At 65.4% G+C, this 20,762-nt stretch carries 24 protein-coding genes; all 24 read right to left on the bottom strand.

Annotated features, from left to right (window positions below):
• Positions 1-63: 63 nt before the first annotated feature.
• The 24 genes from XI09_RS39580 to motA all read right to left on the bottom strand — a co-directional run bounded on the left by XI09_RS39580 (position 64) and on the right by motA (position 20,635).
• Positions 64-645, bottom strand: coding sequence for a transglycosylase SLT domain-containing protein (locus XI09_RS39580; protein ID WP_271571743.1), 582 nt, complete (start codon positions 643-645; stop codon positions 64-66).
• Positions 596-1,930: a flagellar hook-length control protein FliK gene (gene fliK / locus XI09_RS39575; protein WP_271571742.1), complete on the bottom strand. Its 1,335-nt coding sequence runs from the start codon at positions 1,928-1,930 to the stop codon at positions 596-598. Before fliK ends, XI09_RS39580 begins: the two co-directional genes overlap by 50 nt.
• Positions 1,927-3,120, bottom strand: a complete 1,194-nt coding sequence (locus XI09_RS39570) for a chemotaxis protein (protein WP_271571741.1) — start codon at positions 3,118-3,120, stop codon at positions 1,927-1,929. The genes fliK and XI09_RS39570 overlap by 4 nt, the downstream gene beginning before the upstream one ends.
• A complete protein-coding gene (locus tag XI09_RS39565; RefSeq protein WP_271571740.1) occupies positions 3,117-4,442 on the bottom strand; it encodes a MotB family protein in 1,326 nt (441 codons plus the stop codon). The genes XI09_RS39570 and XI09_RS39565 overlap by 4 nt, the downstream gene beginning before the upstream one ends.
• Before the next feature lie 6 nt (positions 4,443-4,448).
• Positions 4,449-5,150 (bottom strand): hypothetical protein, encoded by a 702-nt coding sequence (locus tag XI09_RS39560; RefSeq protein ID WP_271571739.1) that lies wholly within the window; start codon positions 5,148-5,150, stop codon positions 4,449-4,451.
• Positions 5,147-6,772, bottom strand: a complete 1,626-nt coding sequence (fliF, locus tag XI09_RS39555; RefSeq protein ID WP_177234168.1) for a flagellar basal-body MS-ring/collar protein FliF — start codon at positions 6,770-6,772, stop codon at positions 5,147-5,149. Before fliF ends, XI09_RS39560 begins: the two co-directional genes overlap by 4 nt.
• 305 nt (positions 6,773-7,077) lie before the next feature.
• A complete protein-coding gene (locus tag XI09_RS39550) occupies positions 7,078-8,022 on the bottom strand; it encodes a flagellin N-terminal helical domain-containing protein (protein ID WP_271571738.1) in 945 nt (314 codons plus the stop codon).
• Between the two features lie 275 nt (positions 8,023-8,297).
• Positions 8,298-9,239 (bottom strand): flagellin N-terminal helical domain-containing protein, encoded by a 942-nt coding sequence (locus tag XI09_RS39545; RefSeq protein WP_271571737.1) that lies wholly within the window; start codon positions 9,237-9,239, stop codon positions 8,298-8,300.
• A gap of 263 nt (positions 9,240-9,502) precedes the next feature.
• On the bottom strand, positions 9,503-10,243 hold the full coding sequence (gene fliP / locus XI09_RS39540) for a flagellar type III secretion system pore protein FliP (protein WP_271571736.1): 741 nt from the start codon (positions 10,241-10,243) through the stop codon (positions 9,503-9,505).
• Positions 10,240-10,683 (bottom strand): flagellar basal body-associated FliL family protein, encoded by a 444-nt coding sequence (locus XI09_RS39535; protein WP_271571735.1) that lies wholly within the window; start codon positions 10,681-10,683, stop codon positions 10,240-10,242. The genes fliP and XI09_RS39535 overlap by 4 nt, the downstream gene beginning before the upstream one ends.
• Positions 10,684-10,725: 42 nt before the next feature.
• A complete protein-coding gene (flgH, locus tag XI09_RS39530; protein WP_271571734.1) occupies positions 10,726-11,421 on the bottom strand; it encodes a flagellar basal body L-ring protein FlgH in 696 nt (231 codons plus the stop codon).
• Entirely contained in the window at positions 11,422-12,195 is a 774-nt protein-coding gene (locus XI09_RS39525) for a hypothetical protein (RefSeq protein ID WP_271571733.1), read from the bottom strand.
• Positions 12,196-12,262: 67 nt separating this feature from the next.
• Positions 12,263-13,393, bottom strand: a complete 1,131-nt coding sequence (gene flgI, locus XI09_RS39520) for a flagellar basal body P-ring protein FlgI (RefSeq protein ID WP_027546111.1) — start codon at positions 13,391-13,393, stop codon at positions 12,263-12,265.
• On the bottom strand, positions 13,390-13,866 hold the full coding sequence (flgA, locus tag XI09_RS39515) for a flagellar basal body P-ring formation chaperone FlgA (protein WP_198033806.1): 477 nt from the start codon (positions 13,864-13,866) through the stop codon (positions 13,390-13,392). The genes flgI and flgA overlap by 4 nt, the downstream gene beginning before the upstream one ends.
• Positions 13,867-13,879: 13 nt before the next feature.
• The gene (gene flgG / locus XI09_RS39510) at positions 13,880-14,668 is read right to left on the bottom strand and encodes a flagellar basal-body rod protein FlgG (RefSeq protein WP_271571732.1); all 789 of its coding nucleotides are present in this window, start codon (positions 14,666-14,668) and stop codon (positions 13,880-13,882) included.
• Between the two features lie 17 nt (positions 14,669-14,685).
• The gene (locus tag XI09_RS39505) at positions 14,686-15,015 is read right to left on the bottom strand and encodes a flagellar hook-basal body complex protein FliE (RefSeq protein WP_027546109.1); all 330 of its coding nucleotides are present in this window, start codon (positions 15,013-15,015) and stop codon (positions 14,686-14,688) included.
• A gap of 2 nt (positions 15,016-15,017) precedes the next feature.
• The gene (flgC, locus tag XI09_RS39500; protein ID WP_027546108.1) at positions 15,018-15,434 is read right to left on the bottom strand and encodes a flagellar basal body rod protein FlgC; all 417 of its coding nucleotides are present in this window, start codon (positions 15,432-15,434) and stop codon (positions 15,018-15,020) included.
• An 11-nt stretch (positions 15,435-15,445) separates the two neighbouring features.
• The gene (flgB, locus tag XI09_RS39495) at positions 15,446-15,847 is read right to left on the bottom strand and encodes a flagellar basal body rod protein FlgB (protein ID WP_092184647.1); all 402 of its coding nucleotides are present in this window, start codon (positions 15,845-15,847) and stop codon (positions 15,446-15,448) included.
• A 65-nt stretch (positions 15,848-15,912) separates the two neighbouring features.
• A complete protein-coding gene (gene flhB / locus XI09_RS39490; RefSeq protein ID WP_271571731.1) occupies positions 15,913-16,998 on the bottom strand; it encodes a flagellar biosynthesis protein FlhB in 1,086 nt (361 codons plus the stop codon).
• Positions 16,999-17,011: 13 nt separating this feature from the next.
• Positions 17,012-18,052 carry a flagellar motor switch protein FliG gene (locus XI09_RS39485; RefSeq protein WP_092184643.1) on the bottom strand — a complete coding sequence of 347 codons (1,041 nt, stop codon included), beginning with the start codon at positions 18,050-18,052 and terminating at the stop codon, positions 17,012-17,014.
• 2 nt (positions 18,053-18,054) lie between these two features.
• Complete coding sequence (gene fliN, locus XI09_RS39480) at positions 18,055-18,429, bottom strand: flagellar motor switch protein FliN (protein ID WP_092184641.1); 375 nt, start codon at positions 18,427-18,429, stop codon at positions 18,055-18,057.
• Between the two features lie 76 nt (positions 18,430-18,505).
• The gene (locus XI09_RS39475; RefSeq protein WP_027546104.1) at positions 18,506-18,820 is read right to left on the bottom strand and encodes a hypothetical protein; all 315 of its coding nucleotides are present in this window, start codon (positions 18,818-18,820) and stop codon (positions 18,506-18,508) included.
• Positions 18,801-19,742: a flagellar motor switch protein FliM gene (locus XI09_RS39470; protein ID WP_092184637.1), complete on the bottom strand. Its 942-nt coding sequence runs from the start codon at positions 19,740-19,742 to the stop codon at positions 18,801-18,803. The genes XI09_RS39475 and XI09_RS39470 overlap by 20 nt, the downstream gene beginning before the upstream one ends.
• Complete coding sequence (motA, locus tag XI09_RS39465) at positions 19,739-20,635, bottom strand: flagellar motor stator protein MotA (protein WP_028175216.1); 897 nt, start codon at positions 20,633-20,635, stop codon at positions 19,739-19,741. Before motA ends, XI09_RS39470 begins: the two co-directional genes overlap by 4 nt.
• Positions 20,636-20,762: the final 127 nt, after the last annotated feature.

The following is a 20,762-nucleotide window of genomic DNA, read 5'->3' as shown; positions in this document are numbered from 1 at the left end:
CTACAATGAGGGTTCTTGCTTGCGCGGGGCTGATGATCGGGAACCATGCACAACTTCATGTTGTCAGGTTGTCTTCGGCTGACAGAAGGAGCGTGCCTTGTCGGTCCACGCGCCGAAGCCGCTCGAGACGAGATGGGCGACGATGTGACAGACATAGCGCTTCTGCGCCGGCTGGTTGTTCGGGCCTGCGTTGTAGCGGGCGACCGCCATGGTCCAGCTTCCCTCGCGCTGCTTCAGTTCTTTCAGGAAGCGCGCGGCGTAGTCGACGTTCCGGGCAGGATCGAACATCACCCGCACCGAGGCGAACTTGTCGCCGTGATAATAGTGGTTGATCTGCATGCAGCCGAGGTCGATCAGTTTGATGCCCTTGCTTCGCATCGCCTCGAAATTCGCGATCGCATCGTTCATGTCCTTGGCGAACACGGTCTGGCCGTCGGCGCCGAGCGCGTAAGGATGGAGCGCGCCGCGCCGTCCGGTCTCGGTGAGGCCGACCGCATAGAGAATGCCGAGCGGAATCCCGTGCTGCTGGGCCGCGCGCGCCATCTCGCGCTCGCAGGGGCGCGCGCTGTCGGCGGCCGCCTCGGCGGCGCCCGCGTTACAGATAAACAGGGCCGCGACGAATCTGCGGCGCCACGTCCTGGTCATGACGCGTCTCCTGGTTGGACTGGCGCTCCTGCCGGGCCTGTCTCGCATCGCCGTCCGATTGTCCCGACGACGTGCCGGCGCCGTCGAACGAGCCTTGCGACTGTGACGAGGGCTGTTGCTGGCCCGAGAGCTGCGGCTGCGACTGGCCGGAGCCGCTCTGGAATCCGTCCAGCGAGCCGTGCTGGACGGGGGCGACGTCGGCGACGTAGCCGGCCGACTGCATCAGCTCGCGGATCGAGTCGCGCTGCTGGTCCAGCATCTGGCTCGTGTCCTTGCGTTCGGCCGCGAGATGGATGGAGACCTCCGAGCCGACGAGGCGGAGGCGCACGGTGACATTGCCGAGCGCCGGTGGCTCGAGGTTGACGGTCAGAATCTTGAGCGGCTGGTCCGGCGCATTGGTCTGGGACGTCGCGAGATCGGGTGCCACGGACGCCGCCGGTGCCGAGGATTCCTTCAGCTCGGCGACCACCGCGTTGGCGACCTGTTGCGGCGCGTTGAACTGCGCCGGGGGCAGGTGGGTCTCCTGCTGGACCACGGTGACCTTGGTCGCCTCGGGCAATGCGTCCCGGGCCGAAGCCTTGACGGCGCGTTCGACATTGGCCGTGACGGCCTCGAAGCCCGGCGCCGCGGGCATAGCCTTTGACGAACTCTCGTTGCCCTGCGGCGCGGTTGCCGCCGCCTGCGCAGCCGCGGCCTGTGAGCGCGTGCCTGTCGGGCCGGCAGAGGGCGGCGCGGAATCGGCGGTGGCGACCTTCGCCATGCCCGTAGCCTGAACCTCGCCCTTTGTCGTGGAGGAGCGCTCGTCGCGCGCCGACGCGTCCTTCCTGTCTCCCGCCGGTGACTGCACCTGCAGCTTCACGGCCGGCACGGCGGCGAGCTCCTGTCCGACGATCGCAGGAATGCTCGGCCGGCTCGAAACGTCCGCCTTCGCGGCCTGGTCGACCGGATTTTGCGTCTCCGACGACTGGTCGGTCTTCTGGTCGGACGACTTGTGACTGGACTTGGTCTCGTCGGCCGCCTCGGTGCGTTCGTGCACCGCCTCGTCCTCCCCGGCCGGATGCACCAGGTGCGTGCGCAGCGTTCCGGCCTTCACGGTCGTATCGCCGCCCTCATCTTTGAGCGCCCGCTTGGCCAGGTTCGAGACGGTGTGGAGCAGATCGTTGAACGACGAATCCGCCTGCGATTTCGTTCCGGCGCTCTTCGTCGAGCGCGACGTCCCGCGCATATTGAGGCTCTCGGCGAGCCCCGAAAAAACCTGTCCGGCGGTTCCGCTGAGCTTGGTCATGGGCGGCGATCCCTGGTGAGAAGTTCGAGTTCGCCGAGCTCCTTCCGCGCACGCGCGAGAGTCGCCGTCGATGCGGCGAGATCGAGACGCGCCGGCGTGGCCGGAGGCTTGTCGGCGGTGGCGGCAGGTCCGCCCGCGAACGGTTTGTGGACATCGAGCGCGAGCTGGACCGTTGCATTCAGCAGGGGAACGTCGCGCTCGGGCAGCTTCGACCGGTCGAGCGCCTTCAGCTCGGCGAGACCGCCGTCATATTCGTCGATGAGCACCCGCGAGGCGCCACGGAAGAAATGTGCACGCTCGCGCTCCGCCGAGGCATCGGCGCTGAGCGCCAGCGCCCGCTCGCCGGCGAGCCGGGTCACGGCCATCCGTCCACGGACCATGGCACTGCGCGCGATGACGAGATAGAGCTTGAGGCGGCTACTGCGATCGATCTGCTCCAGCATGGTGACGATGCGCGCAAAGCGGCGCTCGTCGAGGGCGAGGCTCGATTGCGTCAGGCCCGTGGAGAAGCGCTGCCAGAAATCGCCGGCATAGATCGAGTTGCGGTAATGGCGGATATAGGCCAGCGTCAGGAACTCGAACTTGTCGAAATCCTCGGCCTGCCCGACCAGCAGGATCTCGCGCCGCAGCGCCGCCTCCTCCACCAGCGTGCCGGGCAGGAGCAGGCGCGCGTCGTCCAGACGCTCGATCGCGAGCGAGGCCTCGGTGCGTGCGAACAGCGCGCCCTGGACCAGCGCGACCTGTCCGCCCAGACCCGACGGAATCGTCCTGGGCTTGACGTCCTTGAGCAGCTCGCGCGCTTCGTCCTGGCGGCCCTCGACATAGGCGAGCGCGCCGTCGAACAGCCGTCCGTCGACGTTCATCTTGTCGCGCGGCAGCTTGCGGACCAGTTGCGGGGCGCCGCCGCTGAGCAGATAGATGACGACGGCCTGGCTGTTCTGCGGATTGCTCCACACGCTCGCATCGGCGGCGAGAAATTTCTCGCCGATCTGCCGGATCAGCGCGATGTGGCCGCCATGCGCCGCGGTGTCGCCGTTGGCGATGCCGTCCTGCACGGCCTGCAATGCGCGCACGAGCTCATAGGGTTCGCCCGATGTCGACGCCGGAGCCGGCGCCGGATCGGCCAGCGCGCGTGCCGCCGCGAACGGCAGCAGCACCAGCAGGGCGGCACGGAGGAGCGGCCTGATCAAGGGCGCTTCTCCCTGATTAGGATCTCGATCCGGCGGTTCTGCGCGGCCGCCGGGTCGTTCGGAAGTTTCGGCCGCCGGTCGGCGTAGCCTTCGACATGCTCGATCCGCTGCGCATCGACGCCGGAGCGGACCAGCATGTAATAGGCCATCTGCGCACGCGCGGTCGACAGCCGCCAATTGTCGTAAGTTTCCGACTTGTACGGCCGATTGTCGGTATGGCCGCGGACGATGATCATGCCCTGGCGTTTCATCAGCAGCGGCCCGATCTTGTCGATCACGCGGATGAGCTCGGGCCGCGGTTCGGCCGAGCCGACCGCGAACATGCCGAAGCTCGCATCGTCGGTCAGGCTGACCAGCAGACCTTCCTCGACCTGACGCACCTCGGCGACCGGTCCCGCACCCGCCTTGATGTCCGACAGCGCATCCGCGATCGCGGACTGAAGCTGCTTGACGGTCGGCTGCTGCGTTTGCGCGGCGTCGCGCGGTTCGGAATCCTTCGACGTATCGCCGGGACGCCCTTGCGCAGCGGCGCTGGCCTGAGCACCCGGCTGCGCGTTCGCCTGCGCGCTGCCGTCGCGCGAAGTCGGCGACGGCGCAGGCCCCGGCGGCAGCAGGGGCGACAGGCTTGCGGACGACGCATCGGCGTTCGGCGCCACGCTTCCGCCGGCATCATCCGCTTTGGCTCGGCGCGCCTGCGGCTCGCCCTGGCCCGTCCCGGTCGCGTTGTCGCGCGCGGACGCATTCGGCTTGGGCTCGCTCTCGATGAAGCGATCCGAATCCTTGGACGCCTGCGGCGCCAGCTTCCAATAGCCGGGATCAAAGGGATCGCGGTAGGCGTCGCCGCCCTTGAAGCCATCCTCTTCCGCGGACGTCAGCGCGCCGGCGCGGCGCTGGCCCGAGGCCTGGTTCGCGCTATTGGCGATCTCGGCAAGCGTCGCATAGGGATCGCGGAACAGCACCTTCTCTTCGTAGAAGGGCGGTTTCTCGGCGGTCGGGGAGTCACCGCGCCGCTCCTCGCTCGGCCCAGCCGGTTGACGCTTGCCGTCCTGGCCATCGAACGAAGTCGGCTCCTTCTTGGAGAGATCCTTGAGACCCTTCGGGGCTGGTGCGTTCTCCGCGAGCTTGATCGGGTTGAAATAGCTCGCAACCACCTGCTTCTGGTCCTGGTTGAGCGCGTTGAGCAGCCACATGACCAGAAAGAACGCCATCATCGCGGTCATGAAGTCCGCATAGGCGATCTTCCATACCCCACCGTGATGCGCCTCCTCGGCGAAGGCGCTGCGCCGGCGGACGATCACGAGCTCTTGCTTGACCTCCTCCATGGCGGGCTACCGGCGCGCCTCGTTCAGGCGCTCGCTCCAGGCCGCGATCTTCGTCTCGATCACGGTCTGGTCGGCTACGACGCGGACCTCGAAAGTCTCGGCGGCCTCGTACTCGATACCCGTTCGCCGGGCCTTCTCGAGCTGCGTCTTCACCAGGTCAAGCAATTCGCTCGGTCCGGTGATCTTGAACACCGGCACCGGCGAATTGCCGGTCAGCGCCGCGATGTGTTCGACCAGCGACCCGATCGCCTTGTCGCGGACCGCATCGGCGAGGAACGGCAGCAATATTCGGGCAACGGAGCTCGCAATGTTGGTCTCGATCTCGCGGCAAGCCGTCTCGAAACCGCTCACGATCGCGACCGCCTGCTGGTCGGACCATTTGGCCCGCTCCTCGCCGAGCCGGATCGCGCTGCGCACCCGTTCCTCGGCAACCCTGGCATCGCCTTCCGCAACGCCGGCGGCATGGCCGCGCCGATAGGCATCGTCCAGCAGATTGACCGGCGGGGCTTCCGTCGCGGGCGCCGGAGGCGGCGACTGAAGCTGCGGCTGCGAATGGGCCGGAGGCTGCGGTTGAGGTTGCGGCTCGCGCCGGACCTCCTTCTGCCTGGTCAGCACGTCCGCGATCTTGGGCGGCGGAGGCGGCGGCGGCGACTTGACCCGGCCGTTCGCGTCGAACTGCGTCAGGAGTTTTCCGATTGCCGCGTTCATGCCGCCTCCTCGCGTCGCATCCAGTCTTTAAGGATCGCTGCTGCCTGCATCTGATCGAGCCGGACGATCTGCTCCAGCCGCTTCTGCGGCGTGCGCTGCATCTTGCCTTCGAGGTCCTCGACGAGGTTGAGCTCGGGGTCCTGACTCTCGGCCAATGCGAGGGCCGTGGCAGCTTCGAGCTCGGCAGCCTCCGCCGCCTCGGTCTGCTCCTGCGCCGCGCGGTGGGTCAGAATGCCGTTGACCGCGGGGCGAAGGCCGAACCAGACCAGCATCGACGCCACGGCCAGGATCGTCACCGCGTTGATGACGCTGCCGAGCTGCTTGTTGATCATCTCGACGAAGCTGATCGGCGGCACCGGCGCGAGCTCGCGCGAGCCTTCGATGAAGTCGACGGCCGTGACCTGGATCTGGTCGCCGCGCTGCTTGTCCAGTCCGCCGGCGGTCGCCGCGAGCTGGCTGATCTCGGCGAGCTTGCTGTCGACGATGGCCTGGTTGCTCTTGTCGCCGAGATCGGCGACGAGGCGCGCGCGGTTGACCAGCACGGCGATGAAGAGCTTCTTGACCGAATAGCCGTCGCTCACCGTCGTCGTGGTCTTGGACGACACCTCGAAGTTGGTGACGTCCTCGCGGCGGGTCTTGTCTTCGCTGGAGTTCTTGGTACCGCCGCCGTTGACCTGCTGGTCGGGAAGGTTCTGCTGCACCGTGGTCGGCGTCGAACGGTCCGCGTTCTGCGACGACTCCTTCTCGCGCACGTTACGGACGGAACGCTCGGCGCGGCTCTCGGGATCGTAGACGGTCTCGTTGACCTGCCGCTTGTCGGTGGAGAGCTGCGGCGCGACGCTGACCTCGAAATTGTCGAGGCCCAGATACGGCGTCAGCGCCTTGCGGATGTTCTCCTGCACCATCCCGCCGACCGTCTTCTGGAGGCTCGCCATCTTGGTCGGGGCAGCGGTGGCTTCGTCCTCCTCGGCCAGCAGCATCGAACCGTCGGCGTCCAGCACCGTCACCTTGTCACGGCTCATGCCGGGGATGGCGGCCGCGACGAGATGACGGATCGACTGCGCCGTGCGCGCCTCGATCGCGCCGTCGGTGCGCAGCACGACCGAGGCCGAAGGCGGCTGTTGCGTCGCGCGGAACGAGCCGCGCACCGGCATCACGATATGCACCCGCGCCGCCTTCACACCCTTCATCAACTGCACCGTGCGCGCGATCTCGCCTTCGAGCGCGCGCAGCTTCGTGACTTCCTGCATGAACGAGGTCAGGCCGAGCGAGCCGATCTTGTCGAACAGCTCGTAGCCGGAATTGGCGCTGGTCGGCAGCCCCTTCTCGGCGAGCAGCATCCGCGCCTGCATGGTCTGGCTCGGGCGCACCGAGACCGCGTCTCCGGCCGTATTGACGTCGAAGGCAATATTCTGCTCGCGCAGCGCCGCGCCCATGCGCGTCACGTCTTCGCGGGAGAGGCCGGTATAGAGCGTTTCGAATTCAGGCCGGCTCAGATAATAGGCGCCGCCGACGACGGTAACGAGAACGGCAAAGCCGATCAGTCCCAAGGCCATCAGGCGTCGCGGCCCAAGCTCCAGCAGATTGTTGAGCAGTTGCTGTATCTGCGCACGACTGAGCATATGACCTCGTACCAATGCGAACATATGGGACACTCCGCTGCCAACCTTGTCTGAAGGTTGCGCGAGAACGCGAATGTGTCGGTTCGCAGGCGAGGCGTTGCAATTTTACAGGAGACCGAGTGACGCAATCGCGCGTATCGGCAACAGGTGCACGGCCGGACGCATCGCAGCGCGATCGGCTACGGCGTGTTGCTTGAAATCTGGCGTCAGGAGATCGATTGCGGGCACGTCGTGTGCCGCCATATCCGCCGTTCATGGCGGAGACCGTGCTCCCGAGGGAGCACGGTCGTTTTCGAAGCCGCGACTTAGCGGAACAGCGTCAGGATGCTCTGGCTGTTCTGGTTGGCGATCGAGAGCGCCTGCACACCGAGCTGCTGCTGGGTCTGTAGCGCCTGCAGTCGCGTCGATTCCGCATTCATGTCGGCGTCGACGAGCTGGCCGACACCGCGGTCGACGGAGTCCATCAAGGTCTTGACGAATTCCGTGTTGGTCGCGATGCGGTTCTTGACGGCACCGAGATTGGCGGCGGCCGATGCCACCGAGTTGATCGCGGTGGTGACCTGCGTGATGTAGCTATTGAGCGTGGTCTGGTCAGTCGCCGAGTCGGTGAGCGCGCTGATGCTGATCGTGTCGATCGCCGCAGCGGTTGAGCCGGTGCCGACCACCGTATCCAGGATGCCGGTCTTGGTTGCGCCGCCGGTGGTGTAGAGCGCGTAATTGGCGGTCGTCACGGTGATGGAGCCGATGGTGGGCGTACCGCCGACACGCGAGTACGACGACACGAGGTTGAAGCTCGTCGGCGTGGCCGTGGACGAGGTCGAGGTGTCGATGCTCAGCCAGTTGATTCCGTTGAACGTCGCCGAGCCGGCCTTGAGCTTCATGTCCTGCTGGATCTGGGTGATGTCAGCCTGGATCTTGGTGCGGTCGATGCCGGCGGTCTTGGCTTCGACAAGCAGCGCCTGGAGCTTGGTCAGGCCGGAGCTGCTATCGCCGATGACCGAGGTCAGGGCGGTATATTCGGTGTCGACGGTCGCGGCCGACAGACCGAGCGAGTCGGAGACCGCAGAGAGCGCGGCGTTGTCGGAGCGCATCGACGTCGCGATCGACCAATAGGCGGCGTTGTCCGAAGCGGTCGAGACGCGCTGGCCGGTCGAGATCCGGTTCTGCGTGGTCGCGAGCTGCGTGCTGACGTTGCGGAGGGTCTGCAGCGCGGTCATTGCAGACGAGTTGGTAAGCAGACTTGAACCCATTTTGATGTCCCTTTGAAGATTGAATTGAGTTTTGGGGACATACCGGGCTTGCACCGGTACGACAGGGCGGCGTCATGCCTTTGGGCCGCGGAAATGCGGGTGAGGGGCCCAACCTGTCGTAGCGGAGAGGTTACCCGCCGAAGCTTGTGCGAGGCTTGTGGCTCTGTGACCCGGCTGCAACAGCTCGGCAGGATCATGGCGTGGACGCGGCGTCACGCCAGACATGAAAAGGGCCGCGCTTCACGAGAAGCGCGGCCCCCCGGATGAGTTGAGGTTTAGCGGAACAGCGACAGGATGCTCTGGCTGCTGTTGTTGGCGATCGAGAGCGCCTGCACACCGAGCTGCTGCTGGACCTGGAGGGCCGCCAGGCGGGTGGACTCCTGGTTCATGTCGGCGTCGACGAGCTGGCCGATACCGCGGTCCACGGAGTCCATCAGGGACTTGACGAATTCCGTGTTGGTCGAGATGCGGTTCTTGACGGCACCGAGATTGGCGGCGGCCGATGCCACCGAGTTGATTGCGGTGGTGACCTGCGCGATGTAGCCATCGAGCGTGGTCTGATCAGCCGCCGAGTCGGTCAGCGCGCCGATGCTGATCGTGTCGATCGACGCAGCGGTCGAGCCGGTGCCGGTCACCGTGTCCAGGATGCCGGTCTTGGTTGCGCCGCCGGTGGTATAGAGCGCGTAATTGGCGGTCGTCACCGTGATGGAGCCGATGGTGGGCGTACCGCCGACGCGCGAGTACGACGACACGAGGTTGAAGCTCGTCGGCGTGGCCGTGGACGAGGTCGAGGTGTCGATGCTCAGCCAGTTGATGCCGTTGAAGGTCGCCGCACCGGCTGTAGACTTCAGCTGCTGCTGGATCTGCGTGACGTCTGCCTGGATCTTGGTGCGATCCACACCGGCGGTCTTGGCTTCGACCAGCAGTGCCTGGAGCTTGGTCAGACCGGAGGTGCTATCGCCGATAGCCGTGTTCAGAGCGGTGTATTCGGTGTCGACGGTCGCGGCCGACAGACCGAGCGAGTCGGAGACCGCCGAGAGCGCGGCGTTGTCGGAGCGCATCGACGTCGCGATCGACCAGTAGGCGGCGTTGTCCGAAGCGGTCGAGACGCGCTGGCCGGTCGAGATGCGGTTCTGCGTGGTGGAGAGCTGCGAGCTGACAGACCGGAGGGTCTGGAGCGCGGTCATGGCGGTCGAGTTCGTAAGCAGGCTTGACATTGCGAATGTCCCTATATGTACGCGTTACATTTCACGAGGGGACATACCGGGCTTGCACCGGTACGGAGGGGCGGCATCATGCCTTTGGACTGATGTGGGTGGGGTCCAACCCGCCGTGACGCATTGCTAGCACGTCGAATCTTGCGCCGAGATTAAGATCGGCTTGAATTTCGCAGCAATATCAGATGGTTAACATTACCCTCCGCTAACCATAGACCAGCACTTCTCGCTAACCATAACCGGCCGGCCGGCAATCGCGGCTCTTACGAGAACGACCGTACCAGTCCGGAGGCCAGCAGATTCCAGCCGTCGATCAGCACGAAGAACAGCATCTTGAACGGCAGCGCGAGGATCGTCGGCGGCATCATCATCATGCCCATCGACATGGTCAGCGTCGCCACGATCATGTCGATGACGAGGAACGGCAGCATGATGAGGAATCCGATCTCGAACGAACGCCTGAGCTCGGAGATCATGAAGGCCGGAATGATGACGCGCAAATCGATGCGCTTGTCGTCGAACTTCTTGCGGAAGCTCTCCGCGGCGAGCGCCTCGAAGGTCTGGAGATCCTTGTCGCGGACATGCGCCAGCATGAACTCGCGGAACGGATCGGTGATCTTCAGATAAGCCTCTTCCTCCGAGATCTCGTTCTTCATGAGAGGCTGGACGCCGGTCTCCCAGGCGCGGTCGAAGGTCGGCGCCATCACGTAGAACGTCATGAATAGCGCGAGGCTGACCAGCACCAGATTGGCTGGCGTGGTCTGGAGGCCGAGGCCGGAGCGCAGGAACGACAGCGCCACCGCAAACCGCGTGAAGCTCGTCACCATGATGAGTAGTCCCGGCGCCACCGACAGCACCGTGATCAGCGCCATCAGCTGGATGATGCGGCCGCTGGTCGAGCCGTTTCCGGGCGGCAGCAGCGAGTTGAGGTCCGGAATCTGGGCGAACGCCATCTCGGACGGCACCGCCAGAATCAACGCGAGCAGCAGGACTCTCAATTTCACTGGATCACCAACGTCTCAATGATCAATTCGCGCACCTTGCCCGATGAGCGGACATTGGCGCGTTCGGCGAGGTCGTCGCGCAGATGCTGGAGCCCGCGCGATCCCTCGAACTGCGTGACCGAGGCCGACCGCAGATAGGTGACGATGTCTTCGCTGATATGGGCGGCCAGGATGCCGGCGTCCTCGTCGCTCATGCTCTCGGTCACCATGGAGGCCTCGACACGGGCCCAGTTGTTGGCGGGCGCGCCGAGATTGGTCACGATCGGGGACAGTTTTCGAAGCCGCGCGCTGCCGGTGTAGCTCGACGCAAGCGGCGGCGGCGTGGCGCTCTTCTTCGCGTCGGCGACGCGCTCGGCGGCCGCAAACAGATGCAGGCCGGCAAGGGCACCGGCACCGATCGCGACCAGGGTCAGCGCCACGATGGCGGCAATCAGGCGCATCACGTCCCCTGCCCTCGCGACGCGGCCCGGCCGGCGCGAACCTCAGAACGGTGCCACGGCGTCATAGATCCGATGTCCCCATCCAGGCTGCTGCACGTCCGACAGATTTCCGCGACCACCATAGGATACACGCGCCTCCGCGATCTTCTCGTAGGAGATCGTGTTGGTGCGCGAGATATCGCGCGGACGCACGATGCCGCCGACATTGAGCACGCGCATCTCGGTGTTGACCTTGAATTCCTGCGAGCCGCTGATCATCATATTGCCGTTCGGCAACACGTCGGTGACGATGGCGGCGATGGACAGCTTGATGTCCTCGGTGCGGTCGATCTGGCCGTTGCCCTTGATCTGGGTGTTGGTGCTGAGGTTGGCGGTGGTCTGGCCCTTGTCGGCCCATCCTGCGACGTCCATCAGCCAGTCGAGCCCGAACTTGATCTGCGAATCGCGCGAGCGGCCGGTCTTGTTGTCGAGCTTGGCCTTGTCCTGCATCGAGATGATCACCGTCACGACGTCGCCGGTGCGCCTGGCACGGGGATCGCGGTAGAGATCGGTGCCGTCGTCCCAGGTTGAGCGATAGCTGACCGGCGTGCGCATGCGCGGCGTCACCGGGATCGGGTCGGCCTGCGTCCTCAGGCCGCTCCCGACCGGCGACAATCGCGGACCGGTCAGGACTTCCGCCGGATCACCGACGCATCCGGCAAGCATCAAGAGCGGCAGGATGAGGATCAGATTCTTCATCTATTTGGTCTTTCCGTCATCCACGCGGCGCATTCCGCCGAGCAGGTCGGCGAGGTGCGCGGCGCGCGCCGTATCCATCTCGTTGAAGATCGCGCTCGAGCTCCTCGGGCTGAGCTTGGCGAGCACGGCGGCGGCGGTCTCGTCCGCCATGCCGGCGATCTGGGTGGCGGCAGCATCCGGCTTCATGCGCGAGTAGATCTCGACGACCTGCGCCTCGGCCTTCTTCAGGAAGTCGTCGCGCAGCGCCATCCACTTCTCGTATTCGGCGCGTTTGGCCTCGACCTCGGCGATCCGCTCGCGGAGCTGGGTCTCGGCCTTCTCCAGCTCCTTGAGCTGCCAGGCCAATCTCGCATCCACGGCGGGATCAGCCACGTTGCTGCAGAACAGGGCGATCTCGTTGTCCGCGGCCGCAGCGGCCTGCGGCGGTGCGGGCTTTGGCGGCGCCGTGACACTGCCGGACTTGGCCGGACGTACGGGCGCGGGTGCAGGCGCTGGCGCCGCTGCCGGTGCAGCCGTCTCGGAAGCCGGCACCGCACCGGTGATCGCCGGTCCGCCATCTTCGGCCGCCCACGCGGTCGCCCGGATGGACGCGTTGTCGCCCGGGATCGGCGTGCGCGGCTTCTGCGGTCCGGGTGCGCGGGCGCGCGCGAAGGAGAGCAGGTTGAGCGGCTTCGACGACTTGGCCTCGTCCAGCGCCAGCACGGGCGAGGCGCCCGCGAGCGCCGCGGCCGCGACCAGGAGGAGGAGTTTGGCTTTGTGATCCAGCTTCAGCATCGGGCCGCGTGCGATTCTCGGTCGAGACCTCAGCATTGAGCGACCAAGCTTGCACGACGCTTATGCATCATTGGACGATGACATCGGCCTGGAGCGCACCGGCCGTCTTGATCGCCTGGAGGATCGCGATGATGCCTGATGGCTTGAGGCCGATCTGGTTCAGCCCGCGCACCAGGCGCTGGAGATCGACGCCGCTCAGGATCGCCACCTGCGATCCGGCCTCGTTGGCCTCGACCACGGTCTGCGGAACGACCACCGTCTGCCCGCGCGAGAACGGCGCCGGCTGCGACACCACGGGCATCTCCGTGACGCGGACCGTCAGATTGCCGTGCGTCACCGCAACCGTCGATATCCGCACGTCCCGTCCGATCACCACCGTGCCGGTGCGCTCGTTGATCACCACCCGCGCCGGCGTGTCCGGCTCGACCGTCAGCTCGCCGATTTCGGCGAGGAAGCGGACCGGACCGATATGGCGCGGCTTCGACAAGACGATGGTGCGGTAGTCGCGCTCGAAGGCGATCTGCGCGCGATAGCGGCCGCCGGCGTAGCGGTTGATCGCGTCGAGGATGCGCGTTGCCGTGACGAAGTCCGGGTTCTTGAGCTCCAGCACCAGGAATTCCATCTCGTGGAGGCTTCCCTGCACCTCTCGCTCGACCAGCGCGCCGTTCGGAATGCGGCCCGCGGTCGGGGTGCCCTGGCTGACGTTCTGCGCCTGGCCTCCCACGCTGTAGCCGGCGACCGTGACCGCGCCTTGTGCCACCGCATAGACCGCGCCGTCCGCCGCGCGCAGCGAGGTCATCACCAGCGTGCCGCCGAGCAGCGAGGTCGCATCGCCGAGCGACGACACCGTCACGTCCATCCGCTCGCCCGCCCCGATCGAAGGTTGCAGGTCCGCGGTCACCATCACGGCCGCGACGTTGCGCGTGCGCAGGGTGGTCGGACGCGCGGGGTTGGTGGTGCTCGTGGTCTCGTTCCTGACATTGATGCCCATGTTCTCGAGCATCGATTGCAGGGACTGCTCCGTGAACGGAGCATTGCGAAGCGTGTCGCCGGTGCCGTTCAGACCGATGACGAGGCCGTAGCCGACGATCTGGTTTTCGCGCAGTCCCTTGATGTCCGCGATGTCCTTGATGCGGACGGCGGCCTGGGCGCTGGCGGCGGAAACGATAAGGACGAGCGCAAGCAGGAGCCTGGTCATGATCCGTCCACGACCTTGACGGTGCCGTCCGGCTGGACGACGCCCCTGATGATCACGCCGGTGTCGGTGTTTCGCACAGGGATCAGCGCGCCGGCGGCGCCGGATTGCATCGCCGAGCCGTAGGTGACGATCGACAGGCCGCTGTCTTCGACGACGACCTTGACCATGGCGCCGCGGGCGACGGTCCAGGGATCTTCCACCGAGTTGGTCGGGATGGGCTGGCCCGGCAGCAGTGCGCGCCGGGCCATGCGGCCGACCAGGACCTGTCGTCCTTCGATGAACATGGCGACGCCGAGCAGGTTCGGCGCGAAGGCGCGCTCCGTGATCATGTCGTCCCGGATCAGCTCGCCGGCGCGGATCGACACGGCCGGCACGGGAAGCCGCTTCTCCTCGGCCGCAGCGACGCGCGCCGAGACGAGAACCAGCAGCACGGCGGCCAACCCGCGCACGATCAGGCCCACCCTGTTCAACATGGACACACCGGAACTAGCGAAGGCCCTTCGATACGGTCGAGGCCATTTCATCCGAGGCCTGGATGACCTTGGCATTCATTTCGTAGGCGCGCTGCGCCGATATCAGCTCGGTGATTTCCTTGACGGGATCGACGTTCGAGGCCTCGAGGTATTTCTGGTTGATCTTGCCGTAGCCGGCATCGCCCGGCAGTCCGACGACCGGCGTGCCGGACGCCGTGGTCTCGCGATAGAGATTACTGCCCAGCGGCTCGAGGCCCGCCTCGTTGGCGAAGTTGGCGAGGTTGAGCTGACCGATCTGACGCGCGTTGACTTCGGTGTCCAGCTTGGCGAACACCTGTCCGGTCTGGTTGACCGTGACCTCGACCGTCCCCTGCGGGATCGTGATCGCGGGATCCAGCAGGTAGCCGTCGGTGGTGACGAGCTGGCTGTTGGCATTGGTGTTGAACGAACCCGCGCGGGTGTATTGCACCTCGTTGTTCGGGCCCAGCACCTGGAACCAGCCGCGGCCGTTGATCGCGAGGTCGTAGGGATTGCCGGTCTGGGTGAGTGCGCCCTGGATGTGCAGCTTGCGGATCGCCGCCGACTTGACGCCGAGGCCGAGATTGGCGCCTTCCGGGATCGGCGACGAGCCGTTGACGTTCGCGACGCCCTGCATGCGGTCCATCTGGTAGAACAGATCGGTGAACTCCGCGCGTGCCCGCTTGTACGACGTCGAGTTGATGTTGGCGATGTTGTTGGCGATGACTTCGATATTGGTCTGCTGGGCATTCATGCCCGTGGCCGCAATGGCAAGCGATTTCACAATGTGACTCCTTCAGATCAAATCGACATACGAACGACTTCTTGGTAGGCCTGCACGACCTTGTCGCGAACCGCGACCGCCGTCTGCAAGGCCTGCTCGGCCGACATCAGCGCCTCGACGACGCGCCGCGTCGATTCCTTGCCCTGCATCGCCGAGATCGACGCCGCCTCGCCCGCCTTCAGCGTGCCGATCGCGTCCGTCGTCACCTGCTTCATCACCGAATCGAAGCCGACGTCGCCGCCGGACTGGATCGCGGTCGGCGCCGCGGGCGAGATCGCCTGCGTCTCGGTTGCGCGGCTCGCCGCCTGGCCTGCGGAGATCGCCGTGGACGAAATTGCCTCAAGCATTGTCAGCTCCTCAGAAGGTCGATGGTCATGCCCAGCATCGACCTCACCTGTTTCACGACCTGGAGATTGGCCTCATAGGACCGGTTGACTTCCCGCATGTCGGCCATCTCGATCATCATGTTGACGTTCGGCAGCTTGACGTAGCCGGACTTGTCGGCGGCGGGATGCCCCGGATCGTACTCGACGCGGTACGGCGTGGTGTCGACGCCGACCTCCTTGACTTTCGCGAGCTGCGCGCCCGAGGCGCGGTCAAGCGCGGCGTCGAAGGTGATCGTCTTGCGCTGATACGGATCGGCGCCGGCGGTCCGCCCCGTCGACGTCGCGTTGGCGAGGTTTTCCGAGACGATGCGCATGCGCGTCGACTGCGCTTCGAGCCCCGAACTCGCGACCGTCAGGGAGGCGCTCAGTGAGTCCAGCATGTCAATTCACCTCAGGTCTTCGTGCTCGACAGCAGCATGCGGTGGAACGACCGCACGACCGCCGAGTTCATCGAGTAGTCGCGGTTGACGTCGCTACCCTTGATCATTTCCTGCTCGAGGCTGACGGAATTGCCGGAGTGGACCACTTCCCAGCTGTCCTTCTTGGCGGTCGCACGCGTGTCGGTCTCGGCCGGGGAAAGCTGCATGTGCGTCGGCGACGTCGTCGCGAGCCGGACCGGCATTCCGTCGAGCACCTTGTTGAACGGCTCGACGTCGCGCGCCTTGAAGCCCGGCGTATTGGCGTTGGCGACATTGGTGGCGATGGTCGACTGACGAAGCTCGAGCCAGCGTGCCTGCGATGATGCGAGTTCGAAGAGATAAAGCGGTCCCACGGCAGTCCCATTCTGGTCCATTCGGGAAGAAGCTTAGGGCTGCAAGCTTTCCCCAGGCTGATGGACGAGACGCCGTCCTCGGAAATCTACTGGACCTTCTCGGGCCGCGTCGTCTGCTTCGACTGGAGGAAGTAGATGATCTCCGCGACGGGCCGGAAGAACTCGGCCGGAATCACCTGATCGACCTGAACGGCTTCGTAGAGCGCGCGCGCCAGCGCCTTGTTCTCGATCACGGGGATTCTGTTCTGCTCGGCGACTTCGCGGATCTTCAGCGCGATCACGTCCATGCCCTTGGCCACCACGAGCGGTGCCGGGTTTTCCTCGCGGTTGTAGCGCAGCGCGATCGCAAAGTGCGTCGGGTTCGCGATCACCAGCGTCGCGCGCGATGCGGAGGAGATCATCCGCTGTCGCGAGCGGTCGCGCGCCAGCGAGCGCAGGCGCGCCTTGATCAGCGGGTCGCCTTCGGTCTGCTTGTGCTCGTCCTTGATTTCCTGCCGGGTCATGCGCAGCTGACGCCGCCAGTGGAAGCGCGCCCAGGCGAGATCGATCGCGACCAGGACGATGGTCGCGATGCAGATCGCCGAGACGATCCGCATCGCGATGTTGAGAATCATCTCCGGCAGCGCGACCGGATCGGTGTACATCGCCTCGAACGCCCTTGCTTCGGACGAGCGCAGCACGAAGGCGACGACGGCGGTCACCGAGGCGAGCTTGAACAGCGACTTGGCGAACTCGACGAAGCCCTGCGTTCCGAACAGCCGGTTCCAGCCGCTGATCGGGGAGATTCGCGAAAGGTCCGGCATGATGCGCTGGAGCACCAGGCTGGGCGCGTTTTGCAGCAGCGACGATGCCAGCCCGAACACGAGCAGGACGACCACCAGCGGCACCAGGAATCGCAGCGCCTCGAGTCCCACTACGGTGAGGAGGTTCTGCGCGTCCGCCCCGGTGCCGAGCGGGAAGCCCTCGGGATCGTCGAGGAGGTTCTTCAGGGTCGGCGTCAATTGCTGCACGCCCTGACCGATCAGGAACATCTGGATCACCATCAGCGCCGCCATCGACGCGAAGATGGAAGCCTCCCGAGAGACCGGAATTTTGCCCTCTTCGAGCGCATCGCGGACTTTCTTCTCGGTCGGCTCTTCTGTCTTGCTCTCCTGATCGGATGTTTCTGCCATGCCCGTTCAGCGGTCAGCGGAAGACCAGCTCATCCTCCTGCTCGGGGTTGAGCTCGATTTCGCCCTTCTCCGCGAGGTCGAGCGCGAGATCGGTGATCACGCGCCGCGCCTCCAGCACGTCGCGCTGGTTCGACGGCTCGCCGATGGCGAGCTCGTGCTCGACGACGCGGCGGACGCGCGATGCGACCGAGGACAGGATCAGCTCGCGGAAGTTCTTGTCGGTCCCCTTCAGTGCGACGACGATGCGATCGGTCGGCACCTGATCAAAGATCATGGTGCGCGCCTTCGGCGTCAGGTGGATCACGTCGTCGAAGGTGAACAGCAGCTCCTTCAGCACTTCGGCCGATTTCGGCCGCTTCTCCGACAGGCTCTTCAGCATGTCCTCGATGTGGCCGCGCTCCATCTTGTTGATGATGTCGGCGACGCGGGCATAGGTGTCCGCGCCGAGGTTGCGGGCGAAGTTCAGCGTCAGATCCTCGTGCAACGTCTTCTCGAGGACCCTCATGGCATCGTCGGCAATCGGCTTGAGGCTGAGCACGCGCCGCATCAGCTCGTTGCGCAGGCTCGATGGCAACTGGCTCATGACCTTGGCCGCACAGGCCGGCTTGACCTTGGACAGGATGAGCGCCGCGGTCTGCGGATGCTCCTTGGAGAGGTAGCTCGCGAGCGAGTTTTCCGACACGGACGAGACGCGGTCCCACACCGACCGGCTCGAATTGCCAAGCAGGTCCGACATGATCTGCGAGACCTGGTCGGCGGGAAGCACGTCGCCAAGCACGGCCTCGAGGCCGCCGAGCGTGCCGAGAATGTTGGCGCCCATCGAGAACTGCTGGGCGAACTCCTCGACGATCGCCTCCAGCTCCTGCGCGGTGATCGGCCGCAGCTCGGCCGCGGCCTTGGTCACGATGCGGATATCCTGCGGCTCGAACTGCGCGAGCACGCTCGCGGCCGCCTGCCGGCCCATGGCCAGCAGGAGCGCCGCGACCTTTTCCGTTCCGCCCAGCGTGGCAACGCCTCGCTGCTTGATGGGAGCGATGCCGACCTGTGCCGCCATGGTCAGGTATCACCCTGCCCCAGCGGTCCAACGATCTCCGTGAGCGAGACACCGAAGCGGGAATTGTCCTCTTCGACGACGACCACCTCGCCGCGGGCGACGATACGGCCGTTGACGACGACGTCGACGGGCTCGCCGACCCGATGATCGAGCGGAACCACCGCGCCGCGCCCGAGCTTCATCAGGTTCGCCACCGGGATGGTCGCCGAACCCAGCACCACCTGCATGGTGACGGGAATGCGCAGGATGGCATCGACATTGGCGAACTTGCCGCTCTCCTCCGCCGTGCGCGCGGCGATCTCGGCCAGCCGCTCCAGCGGAGACGTCTCGGTCTCTCCCGATGCAGATGCAGACTCATAGTCGAAGGATTGCGCCATTTGGTATCGCCTCTTGGTATTTCCGCTCCCGGAGCGCCGCGGCGTTCCGGTCGTATCTGGTTCGCCGGCCTCGGCTTCAATGCTTGTTCACGTCGGCGCCGCCCGCGGTCGCTGCGGACGCAAGTCCGCTCCTGGCGTCGAGTGCCGCGATCGCCTCATTGGCCTGGTCGATTTTCGTGCTCAGCACGTTGGCAAGCCGTCCGAGATTTGCGGTCGAATCATGCGCCGCGGTGATGACCGTGTCGAAGGCGCCCGCCGTCTCGTGGACGATGGTCGAGAATTCGCCCTGGTAGCTGCGCAACCGCGCCAGCTCGCGGTGCATCCGCGTCACCCGCATGCTGGTGAAGGCGAGCGCAATCAGCAGCACCGCATCAACGAGATAGGATATCATCGACGAACTCCCGTTTCTGATCCACGGGATCTGCCACCTGCATGGCGTAATAGCCATCGAGCTGGCCGATCTGACACCAGAACAGCACCTGGTTGTTGCTTTCGAGACGGGCCAGCGTGCGCGGCGTGGCTTCGAGCTCGAGCACCTGCCCGACCTGGAACTTCACGACGTCGCCGAGGGTCACCATCTTCTCGTCGAGCACCGCGCTCAACGTCACTTCGGTGCGGTGGACCTCGCTCTCCATCTGCTCGCGCCAGCGCGGATCGGACGCACGGCCGTCGCTGACGACGACATGGGCGAGCTTCTGGCGCAGCGGGTTGAGCGCGGAGTGCGGAATGATGAGGAACATCTGACCGCCGCGATAGAGCGCCTGCAACATGATGTTCGCGCAGATCGACATGTTGCCGCTCCGCCCGATCGCCAGCGAGGCCATCGCGGTTTCGACCCGCTCGACACGGAAGGTGACGTTGGAGGTGCCGGCGAAGGCGGATTGCAGCGCCTTGGCGAAGCGATCGAACAGGGCCTGGACCAGGCGGATCTCGATGTTCGAGAACGAGCGCTCGACGTCGAGCGGCGGTTCGGCGCCATCGGAGCCGAACATCGCCTCGACCATCGTGAACACGAAGTCGCGGTCGAGCATGATGATGATGCGGGAGTCCCACTGCTCGGCATAGAGCACGGCCGCGACCGCGTTGGCTTCGTAGTCCTTGATGATATCGCCGACCCGATCATTGGTGATGCCGTTGACCGAGAAATAGCAGGGCGTCCCCGCCATCGGCTGGAGGCTGTCGGTGCAGGATGCCGCCATGCGATCGAAGATCACATTGAGCATCGGCATGCGTTCGATCGATATGCCGGCAGCGTCCAGCAGGTAGTTCGGCAACTGCTTCCGCTGATCGATTTCGACGTCTTCCATCGTCATGCGCGCGCCGCCTTCGGTTCAGCGTCGGCCACGACGGCTTTCGGACCCGCGATCGTCTCGTTCTCGACGACGTCGATCGAGGGACGCTCGCTGCTCGAGATCATCTTGCGGCCGTGCTCGACCGCGATCTGCGGCATGGCGCCGTTCATGAATGCCAGCAGCGTCTGCTTGACGATGATGTAGGGCCGGCACTTCTTCTCGCGCGTCATCTTGATCTTGATCGCGAAGGGCGAAATGATGCCGTAGGACAGGAAGATGCCGGCGAAGGTGCCGACCAGGGCGGCGCCGATGAAGCCGCCCAGCAGCTTCGGCGACTGGTCGAGCGCGCCCATCGCCTTGATGACGCCGAGCACCGCGGCGACGATGCCGAGCGCCGGCAGCGCCTCGGAGACCGTCACCAGCGAATGGTAGGGCGCCAGCTTGCCCTTCACGATGGTGTGGATCTCCTCGTCCATCAATGCTTCGATCTCGTGCGTGCGCGCATTGCCCATGATGATGAGACGGACATAGTCGCAGATGAACTGGAGCAGCGACGGGTCACCGAGCACGCTCGGGAACGCCTTGAAGATCTCGGAGGACGCGGGATCGTCGATATGCGCCTCGACCTCGTTGCGGCCCTTGCCCCGCAGCTCGCGCATCAGGGCATGCAGCGCCCCGAGCAGGTCGAGATAGTAGCGCTGACCCGGCACCGCGCCGGTGATGGCCTGCATGCAGGCCACCCCGGTATCCACGACCGTCTTCCACGGATTGGCCACGATGAAGGTGCCCACCGCGGTGCCCATGATGATCACGAACTCCCACGGCTGCATGAGCACGGCCAGATGCCCGCCCATGGCGGCAAATCCGCCGAGCAGCGCCGCCACCGTGATGAAAATCCCCACGAAACTGAGCAACGCGCAACTCCATCGCCGATCCCACCGGGAATATCTAGTCGGCGACGCTTGCGCGAAGCTGGCTTCCCGCATCGCCAGCCCCACGCAAGCAATTCGCGGCAGCTTGGGACGATGTCGCAATTGCGGC

Origin of the sequence: Bradyrhizobium sp. CCBAU 11386 (assembly GCF_028128955.1) — a bacterium.
Lineage (GTDB): Bacteria > Pseudomonadota > Alphaproteobacteria > Rhizobiales > Xanthobacteraceae > Bradyrhizobium.
The sequence above is the reverse complement of the archived record's forward strand: the minus strand, read 5'-3'. Positions and strand labels throughout refer to the sequence as shown.